Origin of the sequence: Pedobacter sp. KBS0701, from assembly GCF_005938645.2 — a bacterium.
In the GTDB taxonomy this organism is placed as follows: Bacteria; Bacteroidota; Bacteroidia; order Sphingobacteriales; family Sphingobacteriaceae; genus Pedobacter.
On record NZ_CP042171.1, the window covers coordinates 5,269,709 to 5,291,942 of the forward strand.

The window sequence follows — 22,234 nt, forward strand, 5'->3', positions numbered from 1 at the left end:
AAGTATGATAATAACTATTAATATACGATTATATAGGGATCCTCATCAAAGCGGACGCTGCCTCTATCGATGACATTTATTCCGTATTTATATTCGCCTGGTCTTTCAGCCGTCCCTTCAAAAAGAACGATTTCAGCTCCTTCACTCCTGATATTTTTGTCTAAACTTACCTCATGGACCAATTTGTCTCCGAAGGGAGAATTTCCCTCGAAGTACATCCCAACGGTAGTGTTAAAATATCTGTTGAGATCCATGAATGGCTGGATTCGTCTTATAACTACCTTCAGCCTAGAACCAACTTTTAAATGGATAACATGAGGGATTTCCAAAACCTTGTAATCTTCGAAATCAAGCGTTATTAATGTTAAAATACTCATTGATCAAGCGTTTAATTTTTATAAAAAATTGTTTTTCAGTAATAATGTGCGGCAAATCCCCCCGAACAGTTCCATAAAGCAAATCCTAGGGTGAATGCATTCTTATCCGGAATTTATTATTCTTCTAGTTGCTGTCTAAGTGCCTTCAAAACTTTTCGCGCATTTTTTGATAGCTCCTCAAGGTGTTTAATCCTACTTTTGATTTTTTCATTGATAAACTTTTTTTCTTGTGCTTTTTTATCTTCCGCGGTGTCCCTAGGTATTGGAGCTTCCTCATCTTCATCAAAATTATCAAAAAAAAGTATTTGACTTCTATCTAGGAGAGTGCTGATTATCTCTCTATCATGTTCAGGTGCTAGTTTAGCCGAATACTCCAAATAGTTTTCTGCCTGCTTTCCTTTTGTTGTTTCTGCTGCCTGTTTTAGGGCGAATTCTATACAAATTCTGGCACTCTTATCGATCTGCAGTGCTGTAGTGAGCCATACGTTTTCCTTTGTTTTTTTCTTCAATCCCCGATCTCGAAAATTATCTGGGAGCCAGGGGGTATAAAAGGGTGTTTGCCTATCTGGGTCGAGCTTTTTTAAGGTTTCAAATATTTGATCAAATTCGCCGAACGGTCTCCTATTAGAAGGCAATTCCCATCTATGGGCCCATATTTTTAAAATAGTATCAAAGCATTCCTTATCGATGGCCTCCTTTTTATCTCCCGAGACAGATTCAGCTGCAACAATTTTTTCAGAGATATAATGTGCCATCCACCTTCCCAATGTATCGACACCCGGTTCCATCTTGAGCTCATTTACGATCAGCTTGCCAAGTTTAATGATATCCTTCTGTACTTCTGAGTTTTCCATCTTTTGAAAAAATAAAAATCTTAAATAATTCTAGTCTGCCTTTCCTATAATCGTCGTGCCCATATTTTCTGCTAATTCTGCGCTCTGCATAAACTTTAATTACAATTTCTCTCTTAAGCGCCTTGCACAAGGACTTAAGAAATTCTACAGTAAAGCTGATCCTCTGTCCCGCCTGGTCTGGATCTTCGTCTCTTTCAGTTTTCTGACTCCTCCATCTCTCAACCACGGCTGCGACCTTATCCTCCTTAGAGAAAAATTTCCGTTTTCCTTCACAAAAATACATCCCAAGCTTTTTAAGTAATTTCGCTCCAGGAGCGATCATAGAATAGGGGAAGTCTTCTGCATACGGGTCAAAACGATCAATACCAAGGTCTATGTCGCTAATCGCTATCCATCCCTCTAATTTAAATGGGGCGTAGTCAATTTCCATTCTTTCCTCGCCGTAATTAGGAAGCTTAAAATCATGACAATCCTTACACGTGGACAGTGCGTTCAATAATGCGCTAGAAGTCTTCGGAGAAACAAGCGCAGATGATACAGAGTAAGTTTCCTTACCGGAATCCTTCTGCTCATGCCACCAACCAAATAAATTCAGCCATCCCTCGCCGTCCTTTTCTACCTTGACATTATTTATAATATCAGGGAAGCCTAATTGTTTTGCCCACTTTTCATCGATAACCTTTTCATCAATCCAGACTGGCCGGTTATGTGGAAGGTCATCCTTCTCCTCTGCGAGTAACTTACCATTGTGAAATGTCACATAATGCTGTGCTATCCAGTCTTCCCATTTATCTTCGCTCCAATCATTTCGAGACACGGTTGGCATATTCTTTACCAATCTAGCTGCGACTGTCATCATCGAATGGTAGGATTGATAAAAATCCAAATTATCAGTTTTAGGATAGCTTCCATGATCATGGTGCGTGTTGTCCTCCCTAGAACTTCTGTTCCATAGCCCAACACGAGGATCGGCACTATAGCCGCTGGTTTTAACACCCCATTCATTCACTACAACATTTGCTGACAGATCCTGTATTTGTTCTCCAGATACACCAAATATGCCACCTAACGGTTCAAACCAATACCTATCGAAATCCCAGCCAAAATGGAAGTCGATCCCGGTTTTAACCTCATTTTTCTCGTGCCAAATGCTATTTATTCTATAATTATATTTTGCCTTCTTAATAGGGAATGGCGACCAACCTACTTGCCTAATTTTATCAATCTCATCTAAGACGAAAGTTCCAGGTAATCCCTTTTCGATATTCAGAATTGCGTCCGAGGCAGCGCGCTGGATAATAGCATGATCACCATTTAAAGCGTAAGTAAAAATCATTTCCGAATGCTTCAACAATATGTTTGGATTGTCAAGCGCTATTTTAGCAACTGCAATCAGTAGGTATTGCAAGGCATGCATTCTGTAGAATGGGTATCCTTGGTGCCCGAATGGCCCGCTATTACCAAACTTTAACCAATCGAAAAGCCTATCAATAACAATTGAACAGTTAAAGTCTCCCAATTTTATGATGCTATGAACTGCCTTCCACCTCACATGAGACTTGGGAGAGCCTAATGCCGCCCAGATATATCCTGCAAGATTATCATTTACATCGCTGGAAACCTCAAGAGCTTCTCGCCATTGTCCATCTCCAAAATCCTTATCAAAATGGAGTTCAAATCTTGATAATGAATAACTGAGAATATCGGGTGCTACTTTGTGTTCGATAAACGGTACAGCGAGTTTGACAAAGCCAAAAAGGATTTCTGCATCCGCAAGTTCTTGGCCATTGGCAAGTCCATGGAAAATACCTTCACTTATAAATTTATGATTATCCTCATTCTTTGGAAGTGATTTATAAAACACGTCATAAGCATAGGAATTGCACAGCTCTTTAAAATATTTTGCTCCTGCTCGATTTATTATTGAGCGGTATTTACTTTTAAACCCGACCTTATTTGCCCATTCAATGGGAAAACGGCTAAATGTTTCGGAAAAATCATAATTGTCGACGACCTCCGATGCGAGCAACGCATCAATAAATTTAAGAAGATCTGACTCTTTTAAAGTATTTATCGCTGCTTTCCAAAATGTATATCTTGGGCAATGAACTTTCAGTTCCAACGCAGTTTTGCTGAACCTATCATGGCAAGCCTCCAGTTGTTCAGCCGAGCTTATAACAACTTTTGAAAATATAGTATCCCAAGGCAGCGCGGGATCGTATTCTCTGGTCAAGTCCTCGCCTCCACCTTTTTCTTCTTCACTTTCCACAACTAGCGAGGAAATCAATTTGTCAAGCTCGCTTGTATCTATGCCATTTGCGGAGGCGACTACTTTCAGCTCGGACCAATAGCCCTTATTGCTATTATCCTTCTGCATTCTATACAATGCGTCGTTGAAAATTGCCTGCTTTTCATACTCAGGTATTTCAGCCAACACTAAACAACTTTTTAGGTAATACTTTAGCTGATCCAATTGGCAAAATGGGGATAATGACCAAGCCGTGAGAGGTGCGACCATTTTTGTCCTCACTAACTCGACAAGCAATGGATAATGTAGCCACTCAAAACGACCAATTTCCCTATCTGCCCATCTACTTAGTGTCGAAATTCCAATTCCGGGATTCATTCTTGCACAGATTTGCAATGCTTCAGGTCTATCCCAATGTTTTTCGCGGAGCCGCTCACCGACAAGTTCGGCCACTCTGACAAATCTATATGCGAGCTCATCCATTTTCTCTGATGCGCCACAAGTTTTTTTGGCTATTTCAACAATTGCTTCCCATCTCTGGCTTAGCTCATCTCCAAACTTACTTACGATATTGATTGCGTCATTAAAGTAAACGCTAGCGTCATCGATTGAGTAAATCGAAACGGCTCTTGCAAGTAAAATATACCGGCCCGAAATCTCATCAACGTCATCATCTTTTGAGCTATTGATTAAACGGTATGCCTCTTGTTCCAATGCTCCTTTGACGCTATCAAAATTGGTGTTTCTAAACGATGACCTGCAGGAATGTAGCCATTGACGGATATTTAACCGCTTATTCCCTTCGATATATGAACGGTAATAAGCGACTACCTCTTCTGTCGTTGACCCCGTTAACAAATTAAAAATCGAAACTTGGACGTCAGATAAATCGTCGGGCAAGCTATCATAAGGACTATGACGACCCTTCATTGCATCACTCGATTCCTTGGCAAAAACCTCCAAAGAATCTGGCAATGCCCCTTGTCTGCAAATCACATTCAAGCGTATTTTATACCAGGGAAACAGGACTTGCACAATTTTCGTAAACTCCTGCTTGTCTCTATCCTTCTCATATTCCTTCTGACTACCACGCAGTTCTTCGGGCAGATAGTCCTCTATATCATACGTCTCCTCGCTCAAGGCAAATAATCTTAATGAAAGCATTCGCATGAACTCTCCTCGCTCAGCGTAATGGTGATTACTGTATACCAATCTAGAGGCTTTTAAAGGCAGATAATGTCGAAGAACCCTAAGAATTTTTTTGGCCTCTAGATTCGCATGAACACATGCCTCCAAAAAACAGAGCAGATCACTTCTCATTTTATCATCGTACAGACTCGGCTTATGCTTTATCCTTGTTCTACGGTTGCACAGTAGGTCAAGACAACGCTCAATCGCGTCTTTCTTAGGAAAATGGCCGATTTTATGCAGTTCTTTAGTTATTGCAACGACGTAAAAAGGATCATACTTAAACTCGGCAAGCAGTGCCTCGATATCTTCAAATTTTCCACTATCAATAAGTACTCTAGAAAGATCCGCTACCGTTCTAGCTACAGCCTGTTTTGGCCGTAGGCTTAACAAGAACCCGCAGCAACCCTCAATTCCTTCGAGATTGAGAAAGGCTCTCGTGATCTCTAAGATATCAAGGTCTCTCAGCGGGGGATCTTCATATCTATCAGTTTTTTTCTCACGATTCTCATCAAAATATATCTCCAACCAGTTTCTTGAAGCTCTTAGAAATCCGCGGGCTTCTCCTTTAAAGTCTTCAATAGAAGATAGTAGCGAAGCTGAGTAAACATTTTCCGAACCTGTCCAAAACCCAGATATTGTCCTTCGGAAGGCCATCTCCTGAGTTTTTTCCTTGCTCTGAAGTGTCGCCAGAAGATCGATATTTTGCTTTAAAAGACCGAGCTGCCTCTGATCGCCGGCAACTTCTTCTCCTGCTCTCATAGCAAGCTTCACGGCATCTCCATAGTTTAAAAGTTTGATCGCGGCTTTAAAGGCAAACTGCAACCTATATACCCTGATATTTCTTGCGTCTATTGGATTATCTTCAGGCAATAAATCATCAGACAACGCAATATTTATAAGCTTCTCATACTGGCCCACTGATAGATAAAGTTGAGGCAAAACCTCCGAGGTATAGGATGAATGACTAGCCAACGGTTCGAGAAGGTCGATATAACGTTCCAACTTTGTCTTATCGGTCGAAAATTTCGTTCTAAACCAGGTCTCAGTTGGCTCATCGCGAAATTGCACTGAGCTATCTGATAACCAAAGCGCTCTGCCAATATCAGCAATGAAACTTTTAAGCACATCTCTGGAAACCTCAGATACTTTGGCAAGAATTTCCAAAGGGATGTTTGGAGGAAGGTTTGCAAGGCCAATGCAAATTGCCTCTATCTGCGGCTGAAAGTTGGGTGACAACAAATCTTTGACATAAGACACTGCTGAGTCAAGCTGATGGGAAATGAGGTCGTCGACAGTTTTTCCTCCAGGCCCAAGCTTCTCCAGAGTAGCTTTCATACCATTTTCAGCACTTCCAATCGCATTCGACTGTACTCGTGGATTAGCAAAGGTTAACCTATGGAACTCACTGGCATCTTCCAAGCTTACATATGGAAAATACAGTCGCAGATTTGACAATGTTTCCTGTTCCGAGAAAGGTTCTAAGGGAAGCTGAACGATGTCGCTTTTTGGCTGCAAAAGTTGAATCCTTTCAGTTCTACAAAGCATAACAAGCTTGCAGCCATCTGGAAGTTTTTCTCTTAAAAGCTCATGAGCAAAACAGGCTTGGTTAAATTCCAAGGCGGCCATCTCAGCATTATCCGCCGCATCTATAAGGATACTTAATGTAGCCATTGGGTAGGCGGTTTTTATAGATTTGATACTTTGTTCAAGCCTGGCTAGAAATTTGGCCATAATGTCTCGCTCAGTATCATTTCCCCTTATTATCAGTGGGGCACATAGGCCTTTCGTTGAGAGCTCATTGGCTATCTGCATTAAGGCAACTTTGTGACCATGTCTGGTCTCACTTCTATTTCGGTACCTTCCTGCACCAAAACAATCAAAAGCTATGCCCACTGAACCTTCAGGCAAATTATCGATGAATTGTCTGGTAAATACTGATTTTCCAACACCACCAGCGGCATGTACAATTACCGAATTCTTTGCATCATGAATCTTTTTCGCCAGCTCAGCATGATGTTCTCTCTCTATCACTTTCCCTGGGTATTCCCATAAAGCGTCGGCTGGATATAGATCTTTTTCGGAGCTCATACCAAACCTCATAAGCACTTCTTCTTTGACGATTTTTCCATCCGCGTCCGGCAGGACCTTGTCACTAACCAATGCTATCAGACTATATATCTCTGCCGTATCGACCGCACCAGCAACCAATTGAGCAATTTCAATTCGCAACTTTTCTCTTTGTACGGCATAATCACCGTGGCTATCTTCCACATTGATAAGGCTACAAAACTGCTTCAACTCGTCCCCAGAAAGCTTAGTATATTTCTCAAGCGTCGACCTAAATTTCCCCTTTACGGGAAGACCAAGGCTCGGTTCGGTAAGATTTTTCTTAAAAACCGGGTCAAAGCTTCTATTCGTAAGAATAGTAAACCGAATGCTTTTTACACTCTCCTTGTCCCTTTGATAATGTTCAATAAATCTCGAAGAAAACCCCTCGAAAGTCGTCTGCAGATCGCTTAACTGGAAAGGAATATCGTTCTGAACTGTAGAGTGTTTTAACTGATAATACTCCGTTATTTGTCTATCTCCTCGAAGGTAATATTCGCTGACATCAATGGAATACTCACCAAGCAAATCATTATCCGACGACCCTTCGACCACAAGATATTGAAGCTCCGCATTTGGATATACCATTGCCAAACATCTTCTTGCGGCCCATCGATAATGGAACGCATCTCCAGCTCTTGAATATCCAACTAAATTTTCTGCCACAACAATATATGTTTAGGAGAATTTAGAGAATATGAAAATCCATAATGGATTTGAATGGCATTATTATGCAGATGAGTGAGCCGCGTCATAGAAGTAAATTTGGTATGGCATAAAGATAAACAATCGTTTTGTGGATACCTAAATCTAACCCTTTTAAGACTTAGAACTTTGCAAATTGTAAATCGTGCAGTGATTCGGCTATCGCATCGAGGATTAAATTTCTCAGCCAGGTAATGTACTAAAGACTATAGCAAATTTTAACTCTAAACCAATTTCAAATTTCAATGTTATCTATTTACGAACTAAAAGAAAAACATTATGGCAAGAGGAACAAAAGTTGAACGCAATTCGGTGTCCAATCAGGACCACGAAATCAAATATGAGGCTAATAAGCTAGATGTTAAACCAGGTAAGGTAAAGGATGCGAAATCGAGCGCAGGTAACCAGCGAAAAGCCATCGAAAAAAAGGTAAAATAAAAGCAAGCTCCGAAAGGGGCTTTTTTTAGCAACATGAAGATTGCCACCTATAATATAAACGGCGTTAATGGCCGCATTGAAACCCTTTTGAAATGGCTTAAAGAGGCCGATCCGGACATCGTATGCCTGCAGGAGCTCAAATGCGAGGACAAATCTTTTCCTATCAAAAAAATCAACGATGCCGGGTACCAGGCCAAATGGCACGGGCAAAAGGCGTGGAACGGCGTTGCGGTTCTATCCAAAAAAGAGATCAAGGAACTCAGGAATGACCTGCCAGGGGAAGATGATGAATATACCCACAGCAGGTATCTAGAGGTTTTTACTTACGATACCGTGATCGGCTGCATTTATCTTCCCTTCGGCAATCCGTATCCCGGACCAAAATATGAATATAAGAAACGCTGGTTTTCAAGATTGATTGACCATGCCCAAACGCTCATGGCAACCGGGCTACCTGTAATGCTGATAGGCGACTATAATGTGATGCCCACTGACCTTGACACCTATAAGCCTGAGAAATACAAAAATGATGCACTCTTCAGGCCTGAGATCAGAGCCAATTATCAATCTCTGTTGGATCAGGGATGGACGGATGCCATCAGAACCCTGTATCCAACATCTGCTATTTATACTTATTGGGATTACCTGCGAAAAGCCTATGAGCGGAATGCGGGCTTAAGACTGGACCACTTTTTATTGACCGCAGATCTTGCAGAAAAACTAAAAGCTGGTGACGTCGATAAATACGTAAGAGGCTGGGAAGGTGCTAGTGACCATGCGCCAGTGTGGATTGAACTTTCTGATAGACCGTTAAAGAAAAACCTTAAATCCAGGAAAACTATTTCAAAAAATGCGAAGGGATTTTTAGATACATTACCTCCCGATATCCAAGATATCGTTCTCTCGGCAGAAAAAACTGCGATGCCCAGGGGGGTAAAACCGATGAAGGCGACATTGGTGGACGAACCTTTTGATGAGCCTGGCTGGATATATGAGATCAAGTGGGACGGCTATCGTGCCATTTCCTATTTAGAAAAAGGAGGAACAACGATTTATTCCAGGAACAATTTGGAATTCACCCAGTTTACCTCCATCTCCGAATCACTCGACAACCTGAACCTCAACGCCATTCTGGACGGGGAGATCGTAGCATTAAAGGAAGATGGTTCGGCCGACTTTGGCGCTCTTCAGAACTGGAAGAATAACCAGCGGGCAAAACTGCACTATTACCTGTTTGATATCCTTTGGCTCCAGGGCTATTCTCTTTTATCCCTAACACTTAGTCAAAGGCGCCAGGTACTTGAAGCCATTGTGCCCGAGGAACATGAAAGCATAAAATTAAGCCAGGCCTACCTTACCTCAGGCATAGATTTTTTTGATGCCGCCAAGCGGATGAAGCTGGAAGGTATTATCGCCAAGCGGGCAGATAGCTTTTATTCCTCCGATAGCAGATCTAGGGAATGGCTGAAGATAAAGGCGAAGAGAAGGCAGGAAGTAGTGATCGGCGGATACACGCGAAACGAAGGGACCGAAAAATATTTTAGCGCACTTGCCTTAGGCGTATATGATAAGGGAAAGCTGAAATATATCGGTAAGGTAGGCACCGGATTCAATCAAACTACTCAAAAGGAACTCATGGAAGAGTTTGATAAGCTGGCCACAAAAACCTGTCCCTTTGAAACCACGCCCGATGTGGACGAGCCATCACAGTTCAGGCCTCAGCGACTTGGGGCAAAGCCAACATGGCTAAAACCAAAACTCATCTGCGAGATCGAGTTTGCCGAGCTGACCAGCGACGGGAAAGTACGTCAGGCATCATTCAAGGGATTAAGGAAAGACAAAGATCCCAAAGAAGTTATCTTGGAACTCGAGACGGATACCCAGACGCTTGTACAGGAAGTGAAACTGGAACAAAAGCTGTCTGAAGAAAAATCGGAGAAGCCTGCTAAGGCGACAAAACCTGCCAAGGGCAAAAGCCTAAAAACGACAAAGCCCCTGCTGGAAAGCAGTTCGCAGATCCAGGAAAAGAAAATCGATGGACATATCCTGAAGTTCACCAACCTGGACAAGCTTTACTGGCCGGAAGATAAGGTCACCAAGCGCGATATGTTCAACTATTATGATGCCGTGGCTCCATTTATGATTCCCTATCTCCTGGACAGGCCAATGTCGCTCAACAGATTCCCCGGCGGGATCCATGGAGAAAGCTTCTATCAAAAGAACGTAAAGGAAACTGCACCATCCTGGGCGCGCACCATGCCACATAAGAATGAAAAGGGCAAAGAAAAAAGCTATCTATTGGGGAGCGACAGGGCAACACTATTATGGATGGCGAGCCTCGGCTGTATAGAAATGAACCCTTGGTTCAGCAGGGCCGCCTCTCCGGATAATCCAGACTATTGCGTCATTGATCTGGATCCCGATAAAAATACTTTTGAGCAGGTGATCAAGGCGGCTCAGGTGACCAAGGAAGTGCTAGACAGCATAGGGGTACCTGGCTTTGCCAAAACCTCAGGCTCAACCGGCATCCATATTTATATTCCTTTGGGCGCAAAATACACCTATGAGCAGTCGCAACTATTTGCCAATCTCATTGTTAGACAGGTGCACCGGGAACTGCCGAAATTCACTACACTGGAACGTTCTATTTCCAAAAGGGGCGGTAAAATGTACCTTGATTTTCTGCAGAATAGACCAGGAGCGACGATTGCGGGTGTCTACTCCCTGAGGCCAAAACCAGGTGCTACCGTGTCGATGCCGTTACTTTGGGAAGAAGTAAAACCCGGACTAAAAATGCGTGATTTTACCCTCTTCAATGCTATCGATAGGTTAAGGGAAACTGGTGATCTCTTTACGGGCGTACTGGGAAAGGGTATAGACATGCAGAAGGTACTCTCGTCCGCGCAGGAAAACTTTAGCTAGTTTATAAGGTTTCCTTTATTGCTAGGCCTCACGTCAAGATTATTACTAAAAACAAAAAAGCTCACAATACATTTATATTAAATTATCACCATGGAAAGATACGTTTTTGACCTCCCTACAGATAAGGGAAATATACAGGCAACTGTTGAAGAGGCAGGAGAATGTTACAGCGTTTTGCTTGACGGGAAGTTTTCGGGCAGCATGTGGCAGGATGAGCACAAGGGCATGCAGTGGACAACCCAGGATGCTGAATTAGAGCACTACATGTGGGAAATTGCCGTTCACCTTTCCGAAGCTTTTTCCCGAAAAGGCTTTCCGTCGCTATTGATGGGCACGTACCCTGAGATCGCTTCAACCGAATGGAAGACCAGTGAAATACTTGAAGTGAACGTAAAGCACGGTACCGATATGGAGGTGTTCACAACCTTTTTAAAGGATGAAGTGCTGAACCTTGTCACATTCGACGAACATCTGGATCTAATGGTCAAAAAGGAAAATGATGCCTATTTCTATATCGTCGGGATAAATTAGCTCATAACGCTGCTCTACCCGATTCAAAAGTCGGTTTAAACTACCAAATTTAACAGAATATATCCCAATCGACTGGAAAGAGTTATCAGAATCTGCCGTTCGAAAAAGAAAATTTTCCGATGCTCATCGATTTACTCAGCAAAAATTAGTTTTCCTCAATTTTTTAACAATTCTGCGCCAAGCTGAATTAGATATTATAATTTATTAAATTTGAATAAAAAATTTTGGAATGAACCAATATGAAAATCTTTTAAAATTTGTTAGGGAAAATGGTGTGCTCAAAACTGATAGAACTGGGACGGGAACTATAAGTATTTTCGGATACCAGATGAGATTTGATTTAGAACATGGCTTCCCTCTAATTACAACTAAAAAAGTCCATATTAAATCTATCATTCACGAACTACTATGGTTTCTTAAAGGTTCATCAAATATTCAATACTTGAAGGAAAATGGAGTAACAATTTGGGACGAGTGGGCTGATGAAAATGGTGATCTTGGTCCTGTGTATGGAACTCAATGGAGAAATTGGCCGCTACCTGATGGAGGTCACATCGATCAAATTGAAAAGGTTGTGGATATGATTAAAAAAAATCCCGACTCTAGGCGTTTGATAGTGAGTGCATGGAATGTTGCGGAAGTAGACCAGATGGCACTTCCTCCATGTCACCTTATGTTCCAGTTCTATGTGGCAAATGGGAAACTCTCTTGTCAAATGTACCAACGCAGTGCGGACATGTTTCTCGGCGTGCCATTCAATATAGCATCTTATGCATTATTAACTATGATGATCGCCCAAGTATGTGGTTTGAAATATGGCGAGTTTGTCCATTCATTCGGAGATACACACATTTATTTAAATCATCTTGAACAGGTTGATTTACAGCTATCAAGAACTCCGAGACCCTATCCTAGAATGGAGATTAATCCTGATATTAAAAATATATTTGACTTCAAATATGAAGATTTTAAATTGTTAGGTTATGACCCATATCCAGCAATCAAAGCACCAATAGCGGTTTAAAAAATGGCAATACCTTCTGATACAGACATGGAGCTTTATTGCTCTAATAAAAAAGCCTTAATTAGAACTATGTGCCGCACAAGTCAATGGAGCGGAGTGACCGAGGGTGAGATAACAGACTGGCTGTACCATAATTTCAAAGAGACAAAAGGCCGATACTTTGCAATTAAAATTCTTTTACATGCTTTATACTATAGTGAAGCAAATCTAATCGAATTACTTAAAGATGGAATTTATTCCAAAATATTTGGAGATAGACTGAAGACAAAACTGATCAACGACGGTAATATTTATCATCCAAGATCCGAGATGGAAAGTATTATCAATGGTTGTATTGCTGAAACACTCTTTATACCTCTTTTAGATAGTAATTCACCGAGTGAAAGCGGAAATTCAATGATACGTTACTTGACACATAAAACAGGGATGTCTCCGGTAAATGCAGAATTTCACTTCAAAGTTGATTTGGCTAAGTTAGACAAATATAAATATATCGTTATCGTAGATGATTGTCTAGGCAGTGGGCAACAGATATATGATTTTTGGAATACCAATAGCGCTATCGGAGACATAAAGAAGGAGGCTCAAAGCCGTGGAATTGAAATATTCTATTTGATTTTGATTGGAAACGAAGATGCGCTTTTAGACTTACAACTAAATGGCGACTTACAGGGATTAAAAGTGAGGATATGTGAAAAATTGTCTTCCGATAATAGGGTTTTTGAAGTGTCAAATAATATTTGGAACGGCGACCAAGAAGAAATGGATGAAGCTATAAAATATTTAGATCAAATTGAGGCTGTATACCAAGTTCCAAGGAAAGGTTATAATGAGCTAGATTTTGCAGTGTTTATTCATAACACCACTCCGGACTGGTCTCTACCTATTTTTTGGAAACAGAATTCTGATTGGAAACCATTATTTAAACGTAAAAATTCAGCCAATGTTTAGATCAAAAAATCCATTTAATAGGAACAGGGCAGAACAAATGGGAGATGCAACATGGAAATACTATGTGAAAACAACTTCCTCTGAATTACTTTCCGAAAAGCCATTAATTTTTGAAGGAAGTAGAGGTTGTGGTAAAACTATGTTTTTTCTTTGCAATTCCTGGAAAGAAAGAATACTAGAACTTGAAGATCAAAAAAAACCGATTCACGAAATATTTTCTAGCGCGGGACTCATTGGATTTTATTATAAAGTTGATGGAAAATTCGTCGGTAGAAATCTAATGGGAAAAGGTGTTGAGGAATGGGTTTGGCAGTCTGTTTTCAACACATATTTTAACATTATTATATGCAAGGAAATAATAGCTTTCGTGAGTGCATGTATTGATAGGGAATTAGTCTCCGAGATGGAAATTCAGGATGCATTAAGGCGCGTTAATCAAAAACTTCAAAATCAATCGACAAATGTGTCATTAAAGGAAACTAACAATCAGTTCGAGGCAATTTTGGATACAATCGAGAGTTATTCTAATGATCCCGATGGTGCTAAGCCAATTGGTTTACATGCTGGAACTTTGATAAACGTTTTATTAGATGAGCTTAGAAAAATTTCTTTATTCAATTCTAGTCGCTTTCACGTATTTGTCGATGAGTTTGAGGAATTAAACGTCCTCCAACAAAAACAAATAAATACTCTCGTCAAACAAAGCAAATATTGGCTTGTGTATGATATTGGCGTAAAAAGCAACGGGCGCTATTGTGAAGAAACAATTTCTGGTGAAATAATACAGGAGCCTCATGACTTTGTCCACCATTACCCTGAAAGTAGTAGTTTTAATCGTCAAGAAGATTATGAGGAGCTTTTATTCTCAATCTGTCAGAAAAGACTTCAGGATTACATTCCCAAGGATCTGGGCAACAACAAAGATTTTTTCGACATTAATTTCTACCTCCATTATTATGGCAAAAAAGTAGAATTGGAAGAGTTCGCTTCAAAGCCAAAATTTGGAAAAATTAAGGCCCTGTTAAAAGACATGATCGACTTAGAGAATTCAAGGTTAAAAGCTTTTAATCAGGAACAGATAAAGGATGTTTATTCAGTTTTAATCGACTCTACTCCCGATATCGTGAGAATGCACATTTCTCTGCTAAATAGGAAATCTCGGGTTTCGATAAAAGAGCTTTACAAAAACGCTAAAGAGAACTCGACGAAATACAAAGATTGGAAAGGAAACATGCTTTTCGCAACTTATTTTTTACTTTGTAAGGAGCTGGATGTCAACAAAAAGTACCATGGATTAAAAACGTTTTCAATGTTATCTTCTGGAGTAATAAGAAGTTTTTTGGAGATATGTGAGAGTGCATTTGATTTTGCATTTAGTGATAATTTCAGCTTTGATAATCCCCGCAGATTAACTCTAGAAGAGCAAACTCAAGCCGCCCACTATGTATCTCAATCGAAGGTTGCGAAAATTGACGGGTTTGTTCCTGACGGGGTGTATCTCAAAAGGCTGACTTTGGCGTTGGGAAGGCTATTCTATTTGAAACACACAGATCCAAGCTCGACTTTAGGCGAACCAGAGCCCAATCATTTCTTTACAAAGCCTTCTGAGCTAAAAAGCCTGTCAAACGAAGCAATGAATGTCCTAGAGCATGCAGTAATGCACAATGTGCTACAATTCGATATGCCTACGAAAGAAAAAAACGATAGCATAGAAACACGGGATTATCACTTAAATCATATTTTTTGCCCTTACTTTAAAATTTCGCACCGAAGAAAAAGGAAACTATATATAGATCCAAAGGATCTGAAGATTTTGCTAGTTGGCACCAATTCAGATGTTGACAAGGTAATCAAGACACTAGCCAATCAGCAGGAAGATGTTATTCAGGGAGTTATAAATTTTTTCGGAAATGATCTATCAAGAGAAATTTGATTTAAACACAACCTCAGCTGAGTACTTTTCCCAACAAATAGATATTCTGATCATAGGGCTTCGCGACGATAGATCACGGGATGAAAGGTGTAACCATGTTAGAAATTCTTTGAAGCAATTCAAAGGTAGCATTTTCTATCTAGGCACCAATGAAACTGCTGAATCATTTGAATACGAAGTAAAGGACGAGAACAATTCATTGCTGGACAAACAGAATGGATTGACTTTGATCCCTGGTCTTAAAAAATTTTTGGCGAATCAATCCATTTCAACATCTTCAGTATGCATTGATATTACCTGCCTATCGCAACCAATTTTGTTTTTATTGGTGAAAATTTTTCTGTCAGAAATCAAACCCAAACGGCTTTTTGCGTCTTATACTGAGCCAAAAAAATATTTAAAAGTTAACAAAGTATTGACTGACGATGAAGAGTTTGAGTTATACGATGGAATTGTAGGGTGCAATTATTCTGTACCAGGTTTCTCAAAGATAAATAGAAATGATAATGAGATGCTTGTCGCACCATTTGGATTTGAACGACAAAGACTAATTTCTATATACGAAAACGTTGAACCTAAGGGCGGCTTGATTCCTATCCTAGGCTTTCCATCATTCGTGCCGGGTTGGGATCTAACTGCACTTTACATGAATTATAAAGTTCTTTCAGACGCAGAATCAGAACAGAAGATCAAACTTTGCGATGCATCCTGCCCATTTGGCATATACGAATTACTAAAATTAATTAATAGTATTTATTCTCAAGATTTCAGACTTTTATTAGCACCTTTGGGTACAAGGCCTCATGCACTTGGCATGGCAATTTTTGCGACTAAGTATAAAGATTGTCATTTGATTTACGATTTTCCGATTGAAAAAAACTTTAGGAGTGAAAAAGTACTAAAATCAAGCATGTACCATTTATCAGGCTTTATAGATTGAGGATAAAATGAATGAATTAGCGCAGTTTTTTACTAAAGAACCTTTTTCAATATTACTGGCAAACAGCATCAAATTCAATGACCCTAAACTAGTTCTTGACTTGGGAATTGGTGACGGATCTTTGACAACTGCCGCTCAAATGCGTTGGAAAAACGCTAAATTCTGCGGTGTTGATTTGGACAGAAATAGAGTAGAGAGCCTGACGACCACCCATTCAAATGTGAATTTATTCAATTTAAATTCATTGGATCTTAATCTTTCGGAGAAAATTAATGTAAAAGTTGGCTCAGTTGATATCGCTGTATGTAATCCACCTTACTTGAATCTCGAAAAAACAGAAAAGTATTCTCAACTCTTGGAAAATTCAGGTTTGAAAAATTCTGTTAAACTTATTTCCTATACTACAGACTTACTTTTTATAGCGCAAAATATTTCTTTGTTGAAAACTGGAGGTGTTTTAGGCACAATTTTACCTGCAGGATTAATATCTGGGCATCACTTCGAACTTTTCAGAAAAGACTTAATTTTGAACCACTCCATCGAAAATATTATTGAACTGGAGAGTAAAATTTTCAAAAAAACTGAAGCGAAGACATTTATTCTCATCCTTAAAAAAGGGACTAGTTCCCATGAAACAATACTACTTAGCAAAGCAAATAGAAAAGGCGAGATTGTTGATAGCTTCTATGTTAACAAATTAGATCTAATCTATCGGATGGACTTTGAGTATCATGCCAACAAAAAAATGGTAAACTCAAATGGCAAAACTCTTTTGTCCCTTGTTAAGGATATCAAAAGGGGTAACATTACCAATTTGGATTTAAAGAAAACAGGCTTACCTTATTTTCATACCACTGATTTTAAAAACTTCGATGGTATTCTTCAATCTCAAAACAATCGATATGATGCGCTTACAAAGCAACCTATTTTGGCTCAAAAAGGTGATATATTGATTGGTAGAGTAGGTAAAACATGCCACACGCAGGTTTTAATTGTGGAGAGCGGGATCATAGCAATTTCTGATTGTATATATCGCGTTAGAGCTCCTAAAGTAAATCAGAAACGAATTTTGAGTTATCTACAGTCTATAGATGGAATAACAAATTTAAAAGTTATAAAACATGGAGTTTGTGCACAGGTAATCAGTAAAAAAAATCTTGAAAACTTATATATCAAGTGATAGATCCCCCGCCTCTCTCCTGAAGGCAATCGTTTTTTAGTGATTAATGCCAACTATTACAGAAAATACCAGTTTACCTATTTAAAGTTTCTCCCACTATGGAATGCTTCCTTCGGCACTTCCTCGCGTACCTGTGCACGTTTGTTCTGCGACAGATATGGGGCTGTTTTCTCATCCCCGCGTGCCAGAGTCAATACCGGCAGATCATCAACCTCCCGCTGCAACAGCTTGCCCAGCATCTTTGTAAAATCAAAACATTTGCTCACGATCACATGAACTACTTTTCCCTCACGCTGCAACCTGCCCTCTACCATTAGCAGCCTTGCGTGCAGGATTTCCTTGCGGTAGGTTTCAAACAGTTTTTCGAATACCACCAGATTTGAATATCCCGTCTCATCCTCAATAGTTATAAAGCACACCCCACCAGCAGTGCCTGGACGCTGACGTACCAGCACAAGGCCAGCCACTTTGACCAACTGCCCGTCTGTAGAATCATTGTTGATATGATGGCAACTACGGATATTTAACATATCCAGTTGCGAGCGCACAAAGCTCACTGGATGTGCCCTTAGAGATAGTCCCACCGTAGCGTAATCCTGGACTACATGTTCACCTTTTCCCATAAGCGGAAGCTCAACCTGTGTTTCCAGCACGCTCTCCGATGCCTGTCCCTTGAACAATTCCACCGGCATATCCTGCAGGGCCGAAACTTCCCACAGCGCTTTTCGCCTGTCCAATCCCATCGAACGAAAAGCATCTGCATCGGCGAGCCTTTCCAGCGCAGCAATCGAAACTCCCGCATCTCGAAGCGCGGTAATGCTTTGATACCCTTCTCCACGTCCATTAACCAGTGTATCGATATCATCGGCACGGATACCGCTGATCTGCCTAAATCCCAATCTCAGGGTAAAGTATCTGCCCGATTTTTCTTCCAGCCTATTGTCCCAAAGAGAATGGTTCACATCCACCTCGCGAACCTGGACGGTATGTTTCTGCGCATCGATAACGATCTGCGCGGGCTGGTAAAATCCCATTGGCATACTGTTCAGCAACGCTGCCGCAAATACATCGGGGTAATAATGTTTAAGCCAGCAGGACACGTATACCAAAAGCGCAAAACTTGCCGCGTGCGATTCGGGGAAGCCGTAGCTTCCAAATCCCTCCAACTGCTTGAATATCCGCTGCGCAAATTCCAGGGTGTAGCCCTTGGCCAGCATCCCATCTATGAGCTTTTGCTCATATTGGTTTACCAGCCCCTTAAACTTGAATGTAGCCATACTTCTGCGCAAGCCATCGGCCTCGGCAGGGGTAAATCCCGCTGCGACAATTGCAATTTTCATTGCTTGTTCCTGAAATAGCGGTACGCCCAGGGTACGTCCCAGGATTGCTTCAAGCTCCGGGGAAGGGTAGACCACCGGCTCTTCGCCATTCCGCCTGCGCAGGTATGGATGAACCATATCTCCTTGTATCGGACCGGGCCGTACAATAGCCACCTCGATCACCAGGTCATAGAATTCCCTGGGCTTAAGCCTTGGCAGCATGGACATCTGCGCCCGGCTCTCGATCTGGAAAACCCCTAGCGTATCGGCCAGACAGATCATGTCATATACCGCCGGGTCATCCTGTGGGATATTGGCCAGGGTAAACTGCTTTCCATAATGATCCCGGCAAAGGTCGAAAGCCTTTCTGATGCAGGTAAGCATGCCCAGTGCAAGCACATCCACCTTTAAAAATCCGAGCGCATCGATGTCGTCTTTATTCCACTCGATATTTGTACGATCCTCCATCCGGGCATTTAAAATTGGGCACAGGTCGGTAAGCTTACCCTGCGTTACCACAAAGCCGCCCGTATGCTGGCCGAGCTGTCTAGGAAAGCCCATCATCTGGGCGGTAAGTTCGAGCGTTTTTTTAAGGTGCGGGTCGTTCGGATTAAGACCTTGTTCCGTAACCCGTTTACCCTCGAACCATTCATCGGTAAATTCCCAGATAGAACTGGACAGCCTGTTGATCGTATCCACCGATAGCCCCATCGCTTTTCCCACATCCCGGATCGCACCCTTCTGGTGCTGCTGGGTAACCGTTGCTACGATGGCCGCCCGATCACGCCCGTATTTATCATAGATATACTGGATGATCTCTTCCCTTCGCTCGTGCTCAAAATCCACATCGATATCAGGGGGCTCATTTCTGGCCGGCGAAATGAAGCGCTCGAACAGCAGGTCAAATTTCATAGGATTGACGGAGGTTATACCCAGAACAAAACATATCGCCGAATTGGCGGCAGAACCACGTCCCTGGCACAGGATCCCGCGAGACCTGGCCTCCCTGACGATATCCTCGACAAAAAGAAAATAATTGGCATAGTCCATTTTCTTCACAAACTCCATCTCGTGATTGATCATGTTCACGACTTTATCAGGGACAGTTTCCCCATAGAATTCATGTGCCCCTTTCCAGGTAAGGTATTCCAGCTCCTCCATCGGTGAGCGCCCGCTTTGATTGATCTCCTCGGGGTAAACGTATTTCAGCTCATCCAGAGAAAACTCGCAGGCCTCGGCTATCACCATCGTGTTTCGGATTGCGCTCGGGTATTTTCTAAATAGCCTTTCCATCTCCGACACTTCTTTCATGTAGCGCTCGGCGTTCTGGTGAAGGCGAAAGCCCGCTTCCTGTATGGTGCATTTTTCCCTGACGCAGGTAAGCACATCCTGCAATTCCCGGCGCGAAGGGTTATGGTAATGGATGTCGCCCGTTGCCACCACGGGGATCCCGTAGGTTTCCGATAGCTGAGCGGTCCGGAAGATAAGCTTATCATCGTTTCCCATATACGACCTTGTTGCGGCAATATACAACTGGCTGCCCAGGGCCTCCCTATATTCTGCGACCGCCAGGACAAATGCCGGGTCATATTGAAATCTTCTATCGAGCACCCCAGGGGTGACCACGGTAAATATGATCCCTTTGCTATGGGCATATACATCTTCCCTGGAGATATGGCACGAGCCTTTTTCAGCTCTCATATTTCCCAGGGTGAGCAGCGCCGATAATCTGCCGTAGGCTTCCTTGTCCGTAGGATAGGCAAGCAGGCTCGGTCCATCCAGCAGATCCAGCCTGCAGGCGGGGATAAGCTTCACGTTTTTTTCCCTGCACGCGGCATAGGCACGGACAATTCCCGCAAGGGTATTCCTATCCGTAACCGCTATTTTTTTATACCCAAAGATTTCCGCCTGCTCGACCAGCTCATGGGCGTGCGATGCCCCGCGCAGGAAGCTGAAATTTGAAGTAATCTGTAATTCGCTATATGCCATAAACCATCTCCTTTATGCAAAAAATCCGTGGATGAACCATTTGTATTTCTTTTCCTCTCCATAATGGCCCGAACGGAACAGCCAATACCGGCCGCCCTGTTCATCCTCCACCTGGTAATAATCCCTATGCTCGCCCTGATCGAGCCACCACTCCCGCTCGATGCGCTCAGGGCCATCGGCCTTTGCCACGATGTGGCGAACACCCTTATAGATAAAAAACTTAGGGGGATGATCGGGGATAATGGCCATCACTTCTATCGGAACGGGTGTTTTCAAAAGTTCGGTTGGACGTGGCTTATCTACCCGCCAACTGGCAACAGGCTTTTCTGTAACCGAGACCGCCCTTAGCACCGATCTTTCCGGCCAGTATTTGGTTGCGGGCAGATAGCGGTGGATCACCTGAAAGCCAACCTTTCCGGCCACCCGGTCAAGCAGCTTGATGACGCTCTGATCATCAAGCCCCGGCTTTGATGTCCACATTTCTTCCTGGGGAACTTCCACATCATCCACTTTCGGGGCATCGAGCACAAAAAGCTCTATGCCCAGGGCCGGCCTGATCTGATCGATCTTCAGCTGAAAAAGCTTGAACAGATGGCCTACGCTATGCGATGCGCCACTTGTCCCGATATCCACCTGTACCACTTTGCCGTCGATCCGGTAGCAGGTAAGCACTCCGAAACGCAATCCCTTTCCCTCGGCCTGCATCCTCTTGCACAGGTTTTCCAATAGTTTATTGATGGCGATCTCTATTCCGTTGCGAGTCCTGATAGGCTCCAGGCTAAAGAGCCTTTCGCTAAAGGGAACTGGTACCTGCAGGGGAACAAGCACTTCTGCCTCTGTACCGATTGCCTGCGCCAGACGCAGCAGAAAATCCTCGCCAAACCTTCTGCGCAGTACCGACCTTGGCATGCCTATGAAACTTTTGATCTGATAGAACCCCAGTTTCCGAAGCTTTGCAAGTACCGTCTGCTCCAGGCGTAGCGCTTCCGGCACCAGGTTCATCAGCGCATCGACCTGTCCTCCTTCCGGGATGAGCGGAGTTACTTTTCCATAATGCGATACCGCCCAGGCCGCGCCGGGGGTATCGGCAATAGCGAGCCTCACTGTGTAGCCCTTGCTTTTTAGCCTTGATACAATTTCCTTCAAATAGCCTCTTTCTCCGCCCCAAAGGTGGCTGCATCCCGAGGAATCAAGCAGCAGCCCATCCATCCCAAACTCGTCTATTGCTACAACAGGGGAATAGCGTACGCACCACTCTCCGAGCCCTTTTAACAATTTTCTGGGACGTCCCGGTTTATCGTCCAATACTTCTAGGCCCGGACAGATGGCCTTTGCATCAGCTGCCCTCATTCCAACCTCAACGCCGGATTCCATGGCAACCGGGCTCACCGCTGTGATCATCATGCGGCCATGGTCGGGCGCGGCAAAAACAAAGGGCACCCCGGCAAGCTCGGGCCTGCGGATAAGCTGCCAGTCAGCCAGAAGCTGGCGGAACCATATGGAAACAAAACGCCTTTGCATAATGA

13 protein-coding genes are annotated in these 22,234 nt (G+C 42.5%); 8 read left to right on the forward strand and 5 right to left on the reverse strand.

Annotated features, from left to right (window positions below; all coding sequences use genetic code 11):
- Nucleotides 1-17: 17 nt before the first annotated feature.
- The 3 genes from FFJ24_RS21255 to FFJ24_RS21265 form a co-directional block, all read right to left on the reverse strand.
- Nucleotides 18-377 (reverse strand): hypothetical protein, encoded by a 360-nt coding sequence (locus tag FFJ24_RS21255; protein ID WP_138819156.1) that lies wholly within the window; start codon nt 375-377, stop codon nt 18-20.
- A 116-nt stretch (nt 378-493) separates the two neighbouring features.
- Nucleotides 494-1,231 carry a hypothetical protein gene (locus FFJ24_RS21260; protein ID WP_138819157.1) on the reverse strand — a complete coding sequence of 246 codons (738 nt, stop codon included), beginning with the start codon at nt 1,229-1,231 and terminating at the stop codon, nt 494-496.
- Entirely contained in the window at nt 1,197-7,442 is a 6,246-nt protein-coding gene (locus FFJ24_RS21265) for an ATP-binding protein (RefSeq protein WP_138819158.1), read from the reverse strand. The genes FFJ24_RS21260 and FFJ24_RS21265 overlap by 35 nt, the downstream gene beginning before the upstream one ends.
- 318 nt (nt 7,443-7,760) lie before the next feature.
- On the opposite strand from FFJ24_RS21265, the gene FFJ24_RS21270 reads away from it, so the two are divergent.
- The 8 genes from FFJ24_RS21270 (at nt 7,761) to FFJ24_RS21305 (ending at nt 17,400) form a co-directional block, all read left to right on the forward strand.
- Complete coding sequence (locus FFJ24_RS21270; protein ID WP_138819159.1) at nt 7,761-7,919, forward strand: DUF3606 domain-containing protein; 159 nt, start codon at nt 7,761-7,763, stop codon at nt 7,917-7,919.
- Nucleotides 7,920-7,952: 33 nt separating this feature from the next.
- Nucleotides 7,953-10,841, forward strand: a complete 2,889-nt coding sequence (gene ligD / locus FFJ24_RS21275; RefSeq protein WP_138819160.1) for a DNA ligase D — start codon at nt 7,953-7,955, stop codon at nt 10,839-10,841.
- Between the two features lie 90 nt (nt 10,842-10,931).
- Nucleotides 10,932-11,372 carry a hypothetical protein gene (locus tag FFJ24_RS21280; RefSeq protein WP_138819161.1) on the forward strand — a complete coding sequence of 147 codons (441 nt, stop codon included), beginning with the start codon at nt 10,932-10,934 and terminating at the stop codon, nt 11,370-11,372.
- A 229-nt stretch (nt 11,373-11,601) separates the two neighbouring features.
- Nucleotides 11,602-12,396 carry a thymidylate synthase gene (locus tag FFJ24_RS21285; RefSeq protein ID WP_138819162.1) on the forward strand — a complete coding sequence of 265 codons (795 nt, stop codon included), beginning with the start codon at nt 11,602-11,604 and terminating at the stop codon, nt 12,394-12,396.
- Between the two features lie 3 nt (nt 12,397-12,399).
- Nucleotides 12,400-13,347 carry a hypothetical protein gene (locus tag FFJ24_RS21290; protein ID WP_138819163.1) on the forward strand — a complete coding sequence of 316 codons (948 nt, stop codon included), beginning with the start codon at nt 12,400-12,402 and terminating at the stop codon, nt 13,345-13,347.
- Entirely contained in the window at nt 13,340-15,280 is a 1,941-nt protein-coding gene (locus FFJ24_RS21295) for a hypothetical protein (protein ID WP_138819164.1), read from the forward strand. Before FFJ24_RS21290 ends, FFJ24_RS21295 begins: the two co-directional genes overlap by 8 nt.
- Nucleotides 15,258-16,220 carry a hypothetical protein gene (locus tag FFJ24_RS21300; protein ID WP_138819165.1) on the forward strand — a complete coding sequence of 321 codons (963 nt, stop codon included), beginning with the start codon at nt 15,258-15,260 and terminating at the stop codon, nt 16,218-16,220. Before FFJ24_RS21295 ends, FFJ24_RS21300 begins: the two co-directional genes overlap by 23 nt.
- Before the next feature lie 7 nt (nt 16,221-16,227).
- On the forward strand, nt 16,228-17,400 hold the full coding sequence (locus FFJ24_RS21305) for an N-6 DNA methylase (RefSeq protein WP_138819166.1): 1,173 nt from the start codon (nt 16,228-16,230) through the stop codon (nt 17,398-17,400).
- A gap of 77 nt (nt 17,401-17,477) precedes the next feature.
- On the opposite strand, the gene FFJ24_RS21310 is transcribed toward FFJ24_RS21305, so the two are convergent.
- Nucleotides 17,478-20,708 (reverse strand): error-prone DNA polymerase, encoded by a 3,231-nt coding sequence (locus FFJ24_RS21310; RefSeq protein WP_138819167.1) that lies wholly within the window; start codon nt 20,706-20,708, stop codon nt 17,478-17,480.
- Between the two features lie 12 nt (nt 20,709-20,720).
- Entirely contained in the window at nt 20,721-22,229 is a 1,509-nt protein-coding gene (locus tag FFJ24_RS21315; protein ID WP_138819168.1) for a DNA polymerase Y family protein, read from the reverse strand.
- Nucleotides 22,230-22,234: the final 5 nt, after the last annotated feature.

Coding starts and splice junctions, on each gene's coding strand:
- FFJ24_RS21290 (WP_138819163.1), top strand. CDS start 12,400: ATGGCAATACCTTCTGATACAGACATGGAGCTTTATTGCTCTAATAAA.
- FFJ24_RS21280 (WP_138819161.1), top strand. CDS start 10,932: ATGGAAAGATACGTTTTTGACCTCCCTACAGATAAGGGAAATATACAG.
- FFJ24_RS21260 (WP_138819157.1), bottom strand. CDS start 1,231: ATGGAAAACTCAGAAGTACAGAAGGATATCATTAAACTTGGCAAGCTG.
- FFJ24_RS21285 (WP_138819162.1), top strand. CDS start 11,602: ATGAACCAATATGAAAATCTTTTAAAATTTGTTAGGGAAAATGGTGTG.
- FFJ24_RS21300 (WP_138819165.1), top strand. CDS start 15,258: ATGATCTATCAAGAGAAATTTGATTTAAACACAACCTCAGCTGAGTAC.
- ligD (WP_138819160.1), top strand. CDS start 7,953: ATGAAGATTGCCACCTATAATATAAACGGCGTTAATGGCCGCATTGAA.
- FFJ24_RS21270 (WP_138819159.1), top strand. CDS start 7,761: ATGGCAAGAGGAACAAAAGTTGAACGCAATTCGGTGTCCAATCAGGAC.
- FFJ24_RS21310 (WP_138819167.1), bottom strand. CDS start 20,708: ATGGCATATAGCGAATTACAGATTACTTCAAATTTCAGCTTCCTGCGC.
- FFJ24_RS21255 (WP_138819156.1), bottom strand. CDS start 377: ATGAGTATTTTAACATTAATAACGCTTGATTTCGAAGATTACAAGGTT.
- FFJ24_RS21295 (WP_138819164.1), top strand. CDS start 13,340: ATGTTTAGATCAAAAAATCCATTTAATAGGAACAGGGCAGAACAAATG.
- FFJ24_RS21315 (WP_138819168.1), bottom strand. CDS start 22,229: ATGCAAAGGCGTTTTGTTTCCATATGGTTCCGCCAGCTTCTGGCTGAC.
- FFJ24_RS21305 (WP_138819166.1), top strand. CDS start 16,228: ATGAATGAATTAGCGCAGTTTTTTACTAAAGAACCTTTTTCAATATTA.